Annotated in this window: 11 protein-coding genes; 10 read left to right on the top strand and 1 reads right to left on the bottom strand. The window is 52.9% G+C overall.

Annotation, left to right across the window (positions count from 1 at the left end):
- Positions 1-8 precede the first annotated feature (8 nt).
- From glpK to ABEA66_RS22000, 10 genes are all read left to right on the top strand, one after another.
- A complete protein-coding gene (gene glpK / locus ABEA66_RS22045) occupies positions 9-1,508 on the top strand; it encodes a glycerol kinase GlpK (RefSeq protein ID WP_079908900.1) in 1,500 nt (499 codons plus the stop codon).
- 540 nt (positions 1,509-2,048) lie between these two features.
- Positions 2,049-2,912, top strand: a complete 864-nt coding sequence (locus ABEA66_RS22040; protein ID WP_079908989.1) for an ABC transporter permease — start codon at positions 2,049-2,051, stop codon at positions 2,910-2,912.
- Entirely contained in the window at positions 2,912-3,781 is an 870-nt protein-coding gene (locus tag ABEA66_RS22035; RefSeq protein ID WP_079908901.1) for a carbohydrate ABC transporter permease, read from the top strand. Before ABEA66_RS22040 ends, ABEA66_RS22035 begins: the two co-directional genes overlap by 1 nt.
- Before the next feature lie 68 nt (positions 3,782-3,849).
- Positions 3,850-5,391, top strand: coding sequence for an extracellular solute-binding protein (locus ABEA66_RS22030; protein ID WP_079908902.1), 1,542 nt, complete (start codon positions 3,850-3,852; stop codon positions 5,389-5,391).
- Positions 5,392-5,496: 105 nt separating this feature from the next.
- Positions 5,497-6,795 carry a Gfo/Idh/MocA family protein gene (locus ABEA66_RS22025; RefSeq protein ID WP_345590812.1) on the top strand — a complete coding sequence of 433 codons (1,299 nt, stop codon included), beginning with the start codon at positions 5,497-5,499 and terminating at the stop codon, positions 6,793-6,795.
- 60 nt (positions 6,796-6,855) lie between these two features.
- Positions 6,856-9,033, top strand: coding sequence for a glycoside hydrolase family 88/105 protein (locus ABEA66_RS22020; RefSeq protein WP_345590810.1), 2,178 nt, complete (start codon positions 6,856-6,858; stop codon positions 9,031-9,033).
- Positions 9,034-9,126: 93 nt separating this feature from the next.
- Positions 9,127-11,403, top strand: a complete 2,277-nt coding sequence (locus tag ABEA66_RS22015) for a helix-turn-helix domain-containing protein (protein WP_345590900.1) — start codon at positions 9,127-9,129, stop codon at positions 11,401-11,403.
- Positions 11,404-11,441: 38 nt separating this feature from the next.
- Positions 11,442-13,493 (top strand): glycoside hydrolase family 65, encoded by a 2,052-nt coding sequence (locus tag ABEA66_RS22010; RefSeq protein ID WP_345590808.1) that lies wholly within the window; start codon positions 11,442-11,444, stop codon positions 13,491-13,493.
- A 26-nt stretch (positions 13,494-13,519) separates the two neighbouring features.
- Positions 13,520-14,659 carry an oligogalacturonate lyase family protein gene (locus ABEA66_RS22005; RefSeq protein ID WP_345590806.1) on the top strand — a complete coding sequence of 380 codons (1,140 nt, stop codon included), beginning with the start codon at positions 13,520-13,522 and terminating at the stop codon, positions 14,657-14,659.
- A gap of 17 nt (positions 14,660-14,676) precedes the next feature.
- Positions 14,677-15,816 carry a glycoside hydrolase family 88/105 protein gene (locus ABEA66_RS22000; protein WP_345590804.1) on the top strand — a complete coding sequence of 380 codons (1,140 nt, stop codon included), beginning with the start codon at positions 14,677-14,679 and terminating at the stop codon, positions 15,814-15,816.
- A 203-nt stretch (positions 15,817-16,019) separates the two neighbouring features.
- On the opposite strand, the gene ABEA66_RS21995 is transcribed toward ABEA66_RS22000, so the two are convergent.
- A complete protein-coding gene (locus tag ABEA66_RS21995; RefSeq protein WP_345590802.1) occupies positions 16,020-17,258 on the bottom strand; it encodes an MFS transporter in 1,239 nt (412 codons plus the stop codon).
- Between the last annotated feature and the right edge of the window lie 99 nt (positions 17,259-17,357).

Raw genomic sequence — 17,357 nt, 5'->3', positions numbered from 1 at the left:
GACCCCCAATGGACAACTACATTCTGGCTATTGATCAAAGCACGTCCGGCACCAAAGCATTGATCGTGGACCGGGAGGGCTGTATCGCAGCTGTTAGCACCTCCCAGCACACACAATATTATCCTGCACCAGGATGGGTGGAGCATGACGTGCTGGAAATCTACGATCAGGTGCTGAAATGCTCGGCGGACGTACTGTGCAAAGTAGGCATCGGGCCCGAACGGATAGCGGCGGTCACGATAACGAATCAGCGTGAAACGGCTGTTGTATGGGATAAACGGACGGGGATGCCGATTTCCCGAGCCATCGTATGGCAATGCCAGCGAACGGCAGCGATTTGTGAACGTCTAACCTTGGAAGGGCATGAAAGCATCGTGATGGAACGGACCGGGCTTATGCTGGATCCCTATTTTTCCGCGACGAAATGGCACTGGATATTGAAGCATACGGAAGGCGCGCAGGAGAAGCTGGCCGCCGGGGATTTGCTTGCGGGAACCATCGACAGCTGGCTGCTGTGGAAGCTTACAGGCGGGGCGGCTCACGCAACGGATTATACGAATGCGAGCCGAACGTCGCTTTTTAACATTCATACTTTGCAGTGGGATGAAGATTTGTGCAGGCTGTTCGGTGTGCCTGCCAGCCTGTTACCGGCCGTGAGGCCATCAGACGTCATTTTCGGTTATACGAGCGGGGCAGGATCGCTTGCAGACGGCATTCCTATTGCCGGCTTAATCGGCGATTCACAAGCTGCGTTGTTCGGCAACCTGTGCTTTGAGAAGGGAATGGCCAAGGCCACCTACGGGACCGGAACGTCGGTGCTGATGAATGTAGGTCCGACGCCTGCACCGGCAAGCGACGGCCTGGTGCAAGCCATTGCCTGGGGACAGGGAGGCGGCGTGACGTATGCTCTGGAGGCCGTTATCCGGACATCGGGCGACAGCATCAAGTGGATCCGGGATAATCTGGGGTTGTTCCAAACCTTTGATGAAATGGAACAGCTACTGGCCGAAACCCCCGCTAACGATGGTGTGTATCTGGTTCCCGCTTTTGTTGGATTGGGGGCGCCTCATTGGAAGCCGCATGCAAGAGCCGCCATTACAGGAATGAATCGCGGAACGGGTAAGGGCCATATGATTCGCGCGGCGCTGGAGAGCATCGCCTATCAGGTGTGCGATGCCGTCGAGCTGCTCCAGACGAAATCAGGCATGGATCTTCGCGAGCTGCGTGCGGACGGGGGCGCCTCGAATAATGGTACGCTGATGCAGTTTCAAGCGGATATGCTGGGGAAACGAGTGCGGAAGTCCGGTATTGCCGAGCTCTCCGCGCTGGGCTCTGCCTACATGGGAGGGCTTGCTGTAGGCTACTGGACCTCACTGGAGGATATAGTAAGAAACCGAAGGGATTCCCGAACCTACGAACCGCAAATGGAGCAGAACGAGCGGACCCGTTACTACGATGGCTGGAAGCGTGCTGTCGCTTCCGTTATAAGCGGCACGGCTGCGATATAATTTTTTGAATATGAATCTATACGATGTATCCTTCTTTATCAACCAAAGAGGTAAAGAGGAGTGATCTCATCTTTGATCATTAAGCAAGCGGCTCAGATTCAGCATAACGGCTGCCCTTCGACACCAATCGGGGGCGGTCGTTTTGTTTTGCACTTTTTTGCACTCCAACAGAAGGCTAATTCCCCATATCGATTCACCAAAATGCAACCAACCAATCCGCCACGCAACCAACCGCTCCTCCATTGGAAAGCGGTATTTCCTTGTTTTATGCGCTTTTTGGCCCCATGACTCATCAATGATTCCGACATGCCGCACACGAATTGGACAATGGCTTGAGGATAGCGGATTTGTGCATGCGATAGAGGAATGAACGATTGTCCCCCCAGGCATGGGACGGTATGATGTCGGTAACGACTAACGAAGGAGGTTGTGGTGGTGGCAGAAGCATATACTCAAACGAATACCAGATCCACCAAAGCGCCAGCAAACAGGATATATCATTATTTGAATCTTTTCCTGACCAATGTAAAAAGACATTGGATGCTGTATTTGATGGTTCTTCCCGGCGTGCTCTTTTACATTGTATTTAAATACGTGCCGCTGACGGGAAGTGTGATAGCGTTCCAAAACTATCAGATATTAAAAGGAATAACAGGCAGCACTTGGGTAGGGTTGGACAACTTTAAGTTTATTTTTACGTATCAGGATTTCTACCTTGTATTAAGAAACACGGCAACCATCGCATTCTATCAATTGCTGTTCAGTTTTCCGGCACCGATCATCCTGGCGCTGCTCTTGAATGAACTAAGAATTATGATGGCCAAAAGGGTGATTCAAAGCTTGTTCTATCTCCCGCATTTTCTGTCGTGGGTTGTTGTGGGAGGGATTGTATTTGAACTGCTGTCCTCCCAGGGCGTAGTCAATATGATTCGTGGTTGGTTCGGCTTTGAACCGATTCTGTTCATGCAGCAGCAAGCTTACTTCCGCACTATCGTCGTCATATCCGGTATATGGAAGGAAATAGGGTGGGGGACGATCATTTATCTGGCCGCGATCGCAGGGATTAACCCGAACTTGTATGAAGCGGCGGTCATGGACGGAGCGAACCGCTGGAAGCAAACCATTCATATTACGCTTCCGGTCATGTTCCCGACCATCCTGGTCCTCTTCCTGCTGCATATCGGTAACTTCCTGGAGCTTGGCTTCGATCAGATGTACAACCTGTTAACGCCAATGACCTATTCGGTCGGTGATATCATTGAAACGTATGTGTACCGGGCCGGGGTTCTGCAGGGGCAATATAGCGTAACGACCGCCATTGGATTATTTCAATCCGTCATCGGGTTTGTGCTGCTGTGGATTTTTAACCGGATGGCGCGAAAAACAGAACAGGGGTTATGGTAATGAAACAAACCTTAGGAGAAAAAATATTTCAAGTATTCAACTATTTGCTGCTTACAGCCGCTGCGGCGACGATGCTGTTTCCTTTATTGAATCTGTTGGCTGTATCCTTCAGCTCGCCCATTGCCGCAGATTCCAAGCAGGTGTTTTTACTTCCTGTCGAGTTCACAACGGCATCCTGGAGCCATATTTTGCAAAATAAAGGGTTATGGACGGCCTTTGGCATCACCATATATATAACCGTCGTGGGTACGCTGCTCAGTATGCTGTTCTCCGTGCTCATGGCCTACCCGTTGTCCCATAAGGAGTTTCTTATCCGCAAGCCGATCATGCTGGGCATCATAATTACTATGATTTTCAACGCGCCGCTCATTCCGTTTTTCATTACGGTACGGGAGCTAGGCATGATGAATTCGCTCTGGTCTTTGATTCTTCCGGGTTTGATAGGAACCTTCAATATGATTATCATACGAACCTTCTTTATGGGGCTTCCCGCGGAGCTGTATGATTCGGCCCGGATTGACGGCTGTAATGACGGAGGGGTATTATTCCGGATTTATTTGCCTCTGTCCAAGCCCGTCCTGGCGACAGTAAGCTTATTCTATGCCGTCGGGTATTGGAATACGTTCCAGCGTGCCGTTCTGTTCATTCGAAACCCGGACAAGTGGCCGCTTCAGGTGAAGCTACGCGCTTATCTGACCTCTCCCGAGGAATTGGCTGCCGTCAACATGTTCCTGGGTGACTATGATTTCAATACAACTACCTTGAAGGCCGCCACTATATTGTTCGCGACGATTCCTATCGTCCTGGTATATCCTTATTTGCAGAAGTACTTTGTCAAAGGCTCCATGCTGGGGTCGCTCAAAGAGTAACACAATGCGATATTAAGCTTCATGCTCAGCTTGATATATAGAACATAAAGAAAAGGGAGGACAACAGCATGGCCAAACATGTGCTGAAGAAAACGACGACATGGTCCGCGTTGATCGCGCTCGTCACGGCAGCCGCGCTCAGCGGATGCTCCAATGCAGGGGAGAAATCATCTGCTTCACAATCTAAGGACGGCAAGCCCGTACAAGTCAAAGTGTTCAAAAGTCATATGGGGGTCGGGACCATCCCGGACAGCAACAACGCTCATGTGAAATATGTCGCCGAGAAGACAGGCGTGGAGTATAAGCTGATCACTACGCCTCCAGGCTCGGAGCCTACGGAGTTTCTGAATCTGCTGATAGCATCGGATGACCTGCCGGATATTCTTCGTCCGATCGGCGGTGTCGAGCAGACGCTGATTCAGCAGGGCGGCGCTTTGCCTCTGGATGACTTGCTGCCGAAATACGCCCCGAATGTATGGAAGAACATTCCGAAGGAAGCTTGGGATATCGTACGCTCGGCTTCGCCGGATGGACATATTTATTACGTGCCGAAGGTATTCCTGGTGCCGGAGCGCGCTCCGATGATTCGCAAGGACTGGCTGGACAAGGTAGGCTTACCGATGCCGAAGACGGTGGAGGAATACAAAGAGGTTCTGAAAGCCTTCCGTGACAAGGACCCGAACGGGAACGGCCAGAAGGACGAGCTCCCGACCTCCGGACGTGAATTCGGCAAATGGATGGATCATCTCTTCGGAATGTATGGCGTTGCGATGTGGGAAGGAAGTCCGGAATGGGATATTTATGACGGTAAAATTCAATATGCCGGCGTGACACCGAACATGAAGGCTGCTATTGCCTTTATTCGCGACCTTTATAAGGAGAAGCTCCTCGACAACGAGACTTTCTTGAACAAAGGTGACGTTTGGCAGGCTAAAATCAATAACAACCTGGTCGGCAGCTGGTATCATCTTCCAGCCAACGTACGCGATCGTTACACCGCTATGCTGAAAGGGGCACCGGATGCGTATATCGTGGGAATGCCGGTGCCTAAAGCCGAAGGCTTCCAAGGCTTTGTTACCCAGAAGAGCATGGGGGAACCGGAGTGGATTATCCCGGCGGCGGCCAAAGGCAAAGCAGAGGCTTCCCTGAAGCTGCTTGACTTCTTCTATGATGAGAAGAATGACGATTTCGTCCGGTTCGGTATCGAGGGCTTACAGCATAAAGTGGAGAACGGCAAGAAGGTGCTTCTTCCTCCTGAGGACAGCCGGCCGCTCGCACTCGGCATGAAGAATTTGACGACAAAAGCAGATATGGATATCCGTATTAAGGAAACGGTTCCGGAGAATATGCAGAAGATGGTTCAGGATATCTTTGTTGTCAATACGGCTGACGCCCGCCGCATCGCGGGAGACGGACTTCCGAACACCGTCTATGAAGGCTATCCGGATATTCAATCCCACAAGCTGTTCCAGGAATATTTGACCAAAATCGTCATCGGCGACTGGCCTCTGGACAAGTTCGACGAATTCGTGGACCGCTGGAATAAATCAGGCGGCGAAGCCGTTACGAAGCGCGTTCAGGAATGGTATGCGAAGGTGAACAAAAAATAGGGAATCATCAGCAGGTGACCTGCCGGCTATCTTCAACCCGGCACCGGCACCTGCTGCTCATTCCCAAGCACATCTGGCTGATAGGAAGAAAGGACTGTACAAATAATGAAAAAACGATATGCAATCTGCGGAGTTAGCGGAAGGGCGCTCGGCATGTTCGCCAAGCCGATCTTAACGACGTTTGCAGGCACCTGTGAGCTTGTAGGTCTGCTCGATCGGGACCCGATGCGTTTTGACCTGTACCGGTCAAGGTTTCCCGAGCATGCGGACGTGAAAACGTACAACGAGCAGGAGTTCGACCGGATGGTTGATGAAACGCGCCCGGATGTCATCATCGTCGCCGGCCGGGACGATACGCACGCGCAGTATTTGATTCAAGCGCTGCAGCGCGATTTGGATGTCATCACGGAGAAGCCGATGGTGACGACAGGAGAAGATAGCCGGCGCGTGATGGAAGCGGAGCAGCAAAGCAAGGGGTCTGTCACGGTAACGTTTAATTACCGGTACGCTCCCATCCATACCCGGATCAAGGAGATGATACTGGAAGGAAAGCTGGGACGGATTACCTCGATCGATCTGAACTGGTATTTGGATACCTTCCACGGCTCCAGCTATTTCAAGCGCTGGAACCGGGTTCGCGAGCTGTCCGGAGGCTTGTCGATTCACAAATGCACACACCATTTTGATTTGGTAAACTGGTGGATCGGACAAAAGCCGGTGGAAGTGTTCGCTTATGGGGCGCTGAATTACTACGGCGCAGAAGGAGAGCTGAATCCTAAGAAGGAGGATGGCCGGTTCTGCAGCACCTGTGAATATACAAGCGATTGCGCCTACTATTCACGCTGGAACACCCGCAGCAAAAACATCCGGGTACCCGATGATCATCTGGGCTCGCTGGATTCGGGAACGTCGTCGTCCTTCCCTTATTCCGATTATCGGCCGGACCAGTGCATCTTCGACTCGCAAATTGATATCGAGGACACCTATTCCGCTTCGATCAAATATAACGAAGGGGCGCTGCTCAGCTATTCGGTGAATTTCTCGCTGCCGTACGAGGGCTATCGTCTTGCTATCAACGGAACCAAAGGTCGGCTGGAAACGTTGGAATATCATATGCCGGGCAGAACGCCGTTTCCGACGCCGGTTCAAACCATCGATTATTTCCCGCTCTTCGGCTCCAAGGAAACGATTCATGTGGTTCACCGGGAAGGGGGACATGGCGGAGGCGATCCGCTGCTCCTGGAGGATCTGTTCATGGGAGAAGACCCGAGGCGGCCTTACCGGATTTTATCCGGCGCTGTAGACGGAGCTTATTCCGTGGCGGCGGGAGAAGCCGTATGGCGTTCCGTCAAGGAGCACCGTCCGGTTACCATTGAGGAAGTGCTCAAGGGTGTTCGCGGATAGACATGAATAGGCTGCATAGCCTATCCAATAGTAAAGGGAAATGAAGGAGGAACCATAGCAGTGAGCAGCTACTTTCACCCAATCGAAAGCATGGGTTCACAAACAGCCGGATGCGATATTCCGCATGTTCTGGCTGTCATGGCCCAGCGGTACATCGGAGCCAATCCGCCTCACGAGCCCGTCTACCGGGTTACAAGAACTAATGAAATCCGCAAGCAGGATCATCATCTGTATCAATTTCCTGTAAGCAGCATGTTCCCCGAAATGAACGAAACCGAGCGTGTTTATGCTTGGGGCAAGCTGTGGAGTGAACAGCCGGAGGACTTTATTTTCCACTTGCGCTGTTATGGGCCTGTGCGGCTTTATCATAATGGCGTCAAACGGTTCGGCTCCGCGCCGGAGGAGGAGAAGGGAGATTCCGGTACCCTGCCGATTAAGCTGAAAATATCTCTTACTCGCGGGTGGAATCACTTCGTGTTTGAGTTAGGGAAAAATGCCGGCGGAGGCTGCGGAGCGGAATTCGGCACGGGTAACAGGAAGAACAAGCCTTTTCATTTCCTGGCTCCTTCAGCCGAGCGTGACGGGGAAGAAGGATGGATTTATACGGCCCCATTGAGCTTCGCTATCCGGTCAATCCCCGGCGGAAACCAATCCGAGGAGGAAACCGGAGCGAAATGGCTTCCTGAGCGGGAAACGCCGCATTTACAGGCTGGAAGGCTGGAGCAAATGTACGGGCTGCGTCCGGGTGCGACGGCCTATGCATGGACGGCAATTTCTAATGCCGCCTCCTCTGTCCAACGAATAACAGTTGAGGGCACAGCCTATGGCCCTGTATCCTTCACGCTTAATGGCGGAAAAGTGCTTGGCGTACCGCAGAGCGGTGATTTTGTCCTGCAATTCGATGCGGGTCCAGGCAAAGCGGATTTGGTGGCTCAATGTATCGCGGGTGAAGACGGCTGGGGATTCGAGATCCGCAGCTTGTCCGCTGGAGCGTCGTTAACGGCCCCGCGCAGAATCCATGGTTATCGTGGCAGCTGGCTCTATTTGGGTCCGTTTGCTCCCGGTACACAAGTGAATGTATCTGATTATTTGGCATTGGATACGGTAGCTTATGGAGAAGAGGGCTCTCTTTTCTGGACCACCGAGCAGCCGGGTGCCAATATTCGGCCTTTTCTTGAGAACGAGCTGTTTGGCCGCTGGAATTACCCGCTTGGCGTCACACTGTTTGGCTTGCTGGAAACGAGCCATGTCCTGCAGCGGACAGACTTGTCCGATTATGTCCTGAAGCATGTCGAGTTTGCTACTTCGACGTACGCCTACTCGCTGTGGGACCGGGAGCGTTACGGAGCAGCAGGCTTGAACAACCAGCTCTCGCACATCGACAGCCTCGATGATTGCGGATCGTTCGGCGCACTTGCTATTCTTGCGAATCGGCTGCGTCCGCTGAAGGGAGCGCCAGCCGTATTTGACGACATCGCCCACTACATTATGGACGTACAGGATCGTATGCCGGACGGCGCTCTGTATAGGCACATCGGGGTTTCGCCAAGCATGCACAACACTATGTGGTGCGACGATATGTATATGAGCGTGCCGTTCCTATGCAGATACGCAGAGCACACCAGAGATATACGTTATATCGATGAAGCGGCGCGGCAGCTATTACTTTATAAGAACTATTTGTTTATGCCGGAACAAAGCATTATGTCCCACGTGTATGATGTGAATCTGGGCAAACGTTCGCAGACCGCCTGGGGCAGAGGGAATGGCTGGGTATTCTTTTCGCTGGCGGTTTTGCTGGCGGTACTGCCTCAAGATCATGCAGCCTACCCTGATATTCTCTCGTTTTACCGTGAGCTGGCAGAGGGATACCGGAGGCTCCAGGGTGTTCATGGATTATGGCATCAGGTGCTGACCGATCCCGAATCCTACGAAGAGGCTTCCTGCACTTCCATGTTTATGTATGGCTTCGCGCTTGGCGTTCGGCACGGGTGGTTGGAGCAGCCTGAGCCATATATCCAGGCTGTGTTGTCCGGATGGCAGGGCTTGTGCGAGCGAGCCATCGATAAGCAGGGCAACCTGTATGGTGTCTGCAAGGGCTCCAGTTGGTCCTATCACCATGCTTATTATAAGCATGATTTGGGCTGGAACCTCAACGATACGCACGGCATCGGCATTGTGCTTCTTGCTGGTATCGAAACGCAGCGAATGAAGGAGCAATTAGGCATCACAGGCTGAAACAAGAGGAAAGCCAGGTCAAAATGGGTATCTTGGGGGGAGAAATCGCGTTATAATGAAACATATTCGACATAAGGTGGGAAGGAACCCGTGATGCAATCCCTCAAGAAATGGCTGAAGTACAACTGGGCCCATACGCAGATCCGGCTTGTCTTGATTTTGACCGTATCGGTTTTCCTCATTATTCTGGCTGTCAGCTTAACCTCTTATTACACGTCCAAGGCGGTGCTGCAGGAGGAGCTGAGCGAGCCCCAACGGCAAATGCTTCAGCTCAATATGAATGTGATTGACGAATCCATCAAGGAAAGTGATCAGGCTGCGATTCAAGTCACGTTAAGCGCCAATGTATATCAATTCTTGACGAGCGAGAACCAGAATTCATTCAGTAATATCACGGAAATCTATCAGCTGTTGACCACTTTGGTTAACAATTCGAAATATGTGAAAAGCATTTATGTCTATGATCTTAAACGAGAAAGCTTCGTGGCCATTCCCCAGGGGTACAGCTCCAGCAAGCTGACATTCGGTGATTCGGATTGGGTCAGCGTGGCCGATGAATTCGGGGACAAGCCGACCGTGATCAAGAAGCGGGAGGTGCCGGAGGGTGCCAGCCGGGGCGGCTCGGATGTGACGCTGTTTCGAAAGATCAAGATTCAAGGCGAGTTTAGAGGCATTGTGGCTGTGAACCTCAAGGATGAAGAGCTGTTCGCCCGGCTGGACTCCAGCTTTAACAACATTAACAGGATGCGGTATATCATCGATGAGCATGACGATGTCTTATATTCGGTTTCGAATTATGAATTCGATCAAGACGCGATCCGGCAGGCACTTGCCGTAGTGAAGGAAGATAATACAGGTGATATCACCTACCAGAACCGTAAGCTGCTGGTGAATCAGCTGACATCGCCAGTCACCGGTTGGAGGTATGTCTCTATTGTTGTACAGGACAGCCTGTTGGCCAAGTCCAAGAAGGTACGGGATACCGTATTGCTGGTATCGATCGCCGCATTGGCGCTTGGCGGAGCGACCATCTTCTATATCAATGCGGCGGCTTTCCGTCCCGTGAGGCGGCTGAGGCAATTGTTCAGCGCTTATGAACGCAAGGAGAGCGGCGCCGGGGGAATTGATCTGGAGAAGCTGACCGATGAACTGCTGAGCAACCATGCCCATCTGTCCCAGCTCGTCAGGGAGACGATGTCGGAGGCATCCTCCAAGCTGCTAAGCGATATTTATTCCGGTCATTTAACCGGCAAAAGGGATATTCAGGACAAATGGAACCGTTATTTTGGCGATTGGCAAGAGCAGGCTCCGGTTACCGTAGCCATACTTTCCATCGACCGTTATAAGGAATGGTCGGCTTCTTATTCCGACTCGGACCGGTCGCTCTTGAAATTCGCCCTTGCCAATATTATGGCGGAGCTGTTCGAGCCGCAGTGGAGAATCGTATGCGCCGATTTCGGCAAGGACAAGACGGCTATCCTGATGCAGCCGAGGGAGCCTGGCGCCTCGCCGGAAAAAAAGCTGAAGGAATCGACGAATGTGGTGCTAGAATTGCTCAAATTCAGCGTTACGGCAGGCATCAGCACGCCCCAGACGGACATCACCCGTTTGAAGCAAGCGATGCTGGAGGCGGAGAATGCGCTTGCTTATCGTGTATATCAGGGCTATGGCCAAGTGATTCCGTTCCATAAAGTATCCGAGCACGAGGTCAAAGAGCCGCTGCCCGGCGGACGTGCGGTAGAAGAGCTGCTGCATGCCATCCAGGCGGGGGATGAGCCCGCCATATCAAAGGCTGCGGACCAGATTTTCGAGCAATTGCGTATCCAGTACGAATATCCTTCGGCTGTGGTCAGTTTTCTGCAGGAGCTTGTCGAGCGGATTGGACAGCTGCAGCCCGGGGAGCAGCAGGAAACGGAGGTTGCATATGAACGGTTCGAAACCCTGCATTTGGATGACATGAGGCAGGAGCTGGACTCCAGAATCGCTCCTATTGTGGAGCAGTACCGCCGTCTGGCCGACAGCAAGGATTTCATGATGTGCCAACGGATGATCGACTATATGAAGCAGCATCTCGGCGAACCGATCGGCATTCCGGAGATTGCCGATTCCATAGGGATCAGCAGCAGTCTCGCCAGCCAGGTCTTCAAGCAAGAGACAGGCGAGACCATATATAACTACTTGACTCAACTGCGCATGGACCGGGCGGCCGAGCTGCTGCTCAAAACGGACTCCCGAATTTCGGACATCGCCGTCATGGTGGGATATCAGCATGAGAACAGCTTCATCCGTATCTTCCGCAAATATAAAGATATCACCCCGGGCAAGTACCGGGATATGATGAAAACCCGGATGGATTTTCAGATCGAATAGCCGACTGTGCCCTCCGGGTTCATTCCAAGGAGGAACCCATGAACAGACGACAAATTGTTGAGCGGCACCATCCAGAATTGAACAAATTAGACCCGCTGTCGCCCTTCTCGGTAGGCAATTCGGAATTTGCCTTCAGCAGCGACATTACCGGCTTGCAAACCTTCCCGGATCAATATGAGGTGCCGCTTGGCACCCAATCCAACTGGGGATGGCATTACACAGGAGGGCGTCACCGATTTACGGAGAAGGACGCCGAGCATCAAATGTTCGATACCTACGGGCGGCTTGTAGGCTATCCTATGAAGCCAGGAGAGAAGGCTGAAGCCTATCACTGGCTGCGGCAAAATCCTCATCGACTGCAGCTTGGCCGAATTTCCTTCCGGTTTCTGCTCGAATCCGGCGAGGAAGCTACGGCAAGCGATATAACGAATATACGCCAGCGGCTGAACTTGTGGACAGGCGTGCTAACGAGCGAATATGACGTACAAGGCGTGCCTGTAAGAGTAACAACCGCTTGCCACGGCGAAGCCGATACGATCGGCGTCCGTGTGGAGTCGCCACTGATTTCCCAAGGACGGCTTCAGGTGTTCATGCGGTTTCCTGCGCCCGATATGGTTCATACGGCATGGGCGAAAGCGGTGTTTCCCGATTGGGACCATGATGACAGACACCGAACAGAGCTGCTTCAACAGGAAGCTTGCAGGGCGTTGTTGGAAAGAACCATGGATGAGGACCGATACGAGGTAGGCTGGGAATGGACTCAGGGACGGCTGGAAAGAACCGGCCCGCATGAGATCACATTAGTGCCTGAAGTGCAAGGTGAATTGTTTGAATTTTCTGTCTCATTTGCTCCGGAAGCACCAAGAACGGCATCCGTCGATAGCATCATCCATTCCAGCGAACGCCGCTGGGAGGACTTTTGGATGAGCGGAGCGGCCATAGATTTTGCCGGCAGCTCCGACCCACGAGCCTTCGAGCTGGAGCGCCGTGTGGTCTTGTCCCAGTTCCTGTGCGCCATGCACAGCGGGGGTTCCATACCGCCTCAGGAAACCGGGCTGATGTACAACAGCTGGTTCGGAAAGGCGCATTTGGAGATGCATTGGTGGCATGCGGCGCATTTTCCATTGTGGGGTAGAGAAGCCTACCTGCTTAAGAGCATGGGCTGGTACCGTGATATCCTTCCTGCCGCGCGTGACTTGGCAGCGTCACAAGGCTACGAGGGCGCCCGCTGGCCTAAAATGGTCGGGTTCGACGGCAAACCGTGCCCTTCCCCGGTTGCTCCCGGACTGATATGGCAGCAGCCGCATCCGATGGTGCTTGCCGAGATGTGCTACCAGGCGAATCCGACACGCGAAACGCTGGAGCAATACCGCGACATCGTATTCGAGGCTGCCGATTTCATGGTATCCTACGCGCATCTGGATGCAGAAAAGCGCGTGTACGATCTAGGACCTCCGCTGATTCCGGCACAAGAATGCCACCATCTGCAGAGCAGCAAAAATCCTCCGTATGAGCTGGAGTATTGGAAGCAGGGACTGGAGATCGCAGTTCAATGGGCCGAGAGATTGCAGGCGCCCGTCAACCCGCGGTGGGTTGAAGTAGCGGCATCCATGGCACCGCCTCCGCAGGAGGATGGGGTCTATCTCGCTCACGAGCTGTGCCCGGATACCTTTACCGGTAAAAACCGGGACCATCCTTCCATGCTGGGCGCTCTCGGCATACTGCCCGGAACGCTCATCAATCGCGAAGTGATGCGGAATACCTTGCTGAAGGTCAAGGAGGTATGGATGTGGGATTCCGCCTGGGGCTGGGATTTCCCGATGTGCGCCATGACCGCGGCAAGGCTCGGAGAGCCGGAGCTTGCCGTTGATTTCCTGCTGATGGATGCGACCAAGAACACCTATTTGACTAACGGGCATAATTATCAGCGCCCAGGCTTAACAGCCTATTTGCCGGGGAACGGAGGCTTGTTGACCGCCGTTGCCATGATGGCCTGCGGCTGGAAAGGCAATGAGCAGGCGAACAATCCGGGCTTTCCGAAGGATGGGAGCTGGAAGGTAGCATGGGAGGGGCTTAATCCCTGGCTGTAATAAACCTTCATGAAAGGAGCACGCAAATGGCTAAAGGCACCATCTGGCCGTCAGAGCGGAAGACGTATGTCGACCAGCTGACAGGGCTTGAGGTTACGCAATTGACGGATTATAAGGCACACAGCCATCATCTATATTTTACCGAAAACGGCTGGTACGACGGGGGAGAGCGTCTGTTGATGGTCTCCGACAGGGCAAACAGTACGAACCTGTACAGCCTGCACCTGACGAGCGGGCTCATTACCCAGCTTACGGACTATTCTGCAAACGATCATTTGGATGCATGCTTGCAGCCCGACGGAAGCGCGGCCTTTGTCAAAAAAGACCGCTGCCTATTCCGGCTGGACTTATCGACGCTGGAAGAAAAGCTCCTGTACGAAGCGCCCGAGGGCTATCATCTCGGAAACGCAAGCGCGACCGCAGATGGCAAATTCGTCTTGACCTGCGTGCAGGAGGACCTCTCTTCCCGCATCCGCCTGGACCTCGGGAACGGTTACGTCGGTCACCGCGAGCTTATGGAAGCGGCTCCCCACAGTATGATCGTCCGGATTGACTCTTTGCGTGGTACGTCGGAGACGGTTTATGAGGCCCGGCGCTTCATCACCCACATCAATGCTTCACCTGTCGAGCCCTGGCTTTTGACCTTTTGCCATGAAGGGCCATGGCATCTTGTAGACCACCGGATTTGGGGGCTGGACCTGCGGACCGGGGAAGCGTGGCAAATCAGACAGCGGCTTGAACCGGATGAAAAGGTAGGACACGAGTTCTTTTATCCGGACGGGCTGACGATCGGGTATCACGGCTTCCGCACAAACGGCACCAACTTCTTCGGCTCCATCCGTTATGATAATACGGGGATGGAGGAGACGGAATTCGCTTTCGATACGTGGCATGCCTATGCGGACGGGCGGGGTCAAGCGATCGTGGACGGCAAGGGTGCCGTGAAGTCGCTTACGATGTGGCGTAAAATCAACGGGGTCTATGATGGCCCCCGAACGCTCTGCGAGCTCCGCTGCAGCTTTCATTCCCAGAAGGTGCATGCTCACCCGCGCTTCAGCGCCGACGGAAAGCAAGTCTTATTTACAAGCGATAAGAACGGGTACGGCAATCTGTATCTGGTCCAGGTTCCGGACGATTTCAACAGCTTGCCATTATGTACGCCCTAATCCAGGAGGTATCCATTATGCAGGCAACTGCTCAAACACAGACGGAACAGCGCATGTCCGTCAAAATTGCTGAGACGATTCTATCCCGCTGCGTGGACGGATATCATCCCAACATCAGCAACAAATGGGGATATGTCGCCGGCATGGCGTTAACCGCGATAAGCCGTCTTGGCGACTGGACGAAAGATTCCCGTTATCACGAGTTCGTAAAGCGTCAAATGGATGTGTTCATCCAGGAGGACGGCTCCATCCAAGGCGGCTTTAGGCTGGAGGATTACAATCTCGATCATATCAATAAAGGCAAGCATTTGATGTGGCTGTGGAAGGAAACAGGCGAGAACAAGTACGAGAAGGCGGCACGAGAGCTGGAAACGCAGCTGATCGGTCAGCCGCGCACGGAAGAAGGCGGATTCTGGCACAAGAAGATTTATCCTTTCCAGATGTGGCTGGACGGGTTGTATATGTCATCGCCCTTCATGGCGGAATTTGCCGCTACGTTTGGGGAGCACGGCTGGTTCGATGAAGCGGCTCACCAGCTGCTGCTTGTCGAACGCCATACGCGTAACCCTGAGACCGGCCTGCTTCACCATGCCTGGGACGAGAGCAAGGAGCAGCGCTGGTGCGACGGCGCTACCGGACGTTCGCGCCATGTTTGGGGGAGAGCGATGGGCTGGTATGCAATGGCTATCGTCGACGCGCTGGAGCACTTTCCTGCCCGTCATCCGAAGCGCGGACAGCTGCTAGGCATCTTTGAACGCATGGCAAATGCCGTCGTGCGCGTACAGGACCAGGAGAGCGGCCTCTGGTATCAGGTGATGGATTGCAACGGACGCGAGGGCAACTATCTGGAGGCATCGGGCTCGTGCATGCTCACCTATGCCTTGGCAAAGGGGATTCGACTTCATTATTTATCCGAGATTGACCGCAAGGTCGTGGAGCGTGCTTACGTAGGAATCCTCACCCGATTCGTCTCTGAGGACGAACAGGGAGTGCACTTGCACAGCATTTGTCAAGGTGCAGGGCTTGGAGGGCGCAAATACCGCGATGGCTCGTATGAATATTATTTGAGCGAACCTGTTGTTAGCGACGTGCTTATGGGTGTCGCACCTTTGCTTCTCGCAAGTACCGAGATCGAGCGGTTAAGTGAGGAGCTCTAAACCCAAAAGGGATATTTCCCTCTATATGGATGTTTAGGAGTAAAATATAAGCAAGCAGCACCCGGACGGATTTTTGAAGTCCTGTGCTGCTTGTTTTTGCTTTTTCGACTAGGAACAGATGGATGATACCTGCCGGTTCCCATCCGTTTCATGAGGTCCGGATTCACGAAGGAGAATCGGATACTGCCCTATGTAATGGCTCTTTAACCCGCTTGATACAGCTCTCTTTTTCCTTGGCTAAACGGGTGAAGCTTCAGAATCATATATCCAGCTGCCGCTATTACGCAGAGTACGGCGTCTATGCCAACCAAGATCTGATAGCTATCGAACATATCATAAGCAATGCCTCCGACCAAAGCGCCAAGGATGCCGCCGGCTTGATGAAAGAGTATTAAATTGCCGATCAACGTCCCTTTTCTGCTCGTAAGCTCGTTCGCAATGACCATTCCTCCCGGAACAGCGCTTAAGTAGGTCAAGCCGAAGGTCACGGCAAATGCGACGGGGGACCAGGAGGGATGCCACAGCAGAATCAAAAAGCTGAGTACACGAATCCCGTATAACAGAGCCATGGCCAATCGCTTGTTGATAGCATCCATGGTGAATCCGAACACCAGCGACCCGGCTATCTCCATAACTCCAAGAACCCCCATCGATAGGGCGATCATCCCCGCCGATACCTCAGCCTGCTGATGGATGGCAACCAGATTCATCTCCACTGTCCCCATGTTGATCCCACACGTAAAGAGTGCGAAGGCGACGATCAGGAAAGGCAAGCGAACAAGCCTGCCGGCAGTCTCCTTTACCGCAGGAGCGGACTCCTCAACAGGACGGGATTGCTCGGCAGCATCCTCGATGTCGACGTCCATTTCTGCGGGCCGTATTACAAACAAAATGAGGGGTAAGGTTATCGCCAATCCCAGTAATGCTGAAATCAAAAATGCATATTCCCATGTCAGCTGACTGTTGGTTACGAACAAGGGGGTGCAGACGGCAAGACCGACGGAGGATGCGCTGCTCAATAGGCCCGCCGCTTTAGCTTTATGACGGCCAAACCATTTGAATACCAGCACATAAGCTGTCGAGGCTCCAAGACCGGTCAATCCGGATAAAATACCGTAGCCGGCAAAGAAGAAGGCCGGATGATGTCCCAGAAAAACAAGAGCAGTGCCAGCAATGCCGAACAGGCTGCTGATGAACATGATCCTCTTAGGTCCATACCGATCGACGAGCCGGCCGCCTATTGGAGCGCATAAAGCGGCAATAAATAAATTTGTCGACCAAGCTGCGGATATAAATCCTCTGCCCACTTGCAAGTCCTCTGCCATTTGGACCTGGTAGGAGGTCATAATGAAGCGGGAAATCGTCCCAATAAATCCGATAACCCATAGGGCTATTAGTCCAATCCATGCATAGTGCCGCGAATACCATCGAGCTTGCGTCAACTCTATCCCGCCTTTATAATAAATTCATAAAAGATACCGATCGGTATCTTTTATTGTAGCACATATCAGGCGGTTGGCAAGAGGCAATGCCGTAAATGT

This window comes from Paenibacillus vulneris, from assembly GCF_039543185.1.
In the GTDB taxonomy this organism is placed as follows: Bacteria; Bacillota; Bacilli; order Paenibacillales; family NBRC-103111; genus Paenibacillus_S; species Paenibacillus_S vulneris.
Note: the sequence above shows the minus strand (reverse complement) of the source record. Positions and strands in the feature narration are given on the sequence as shown.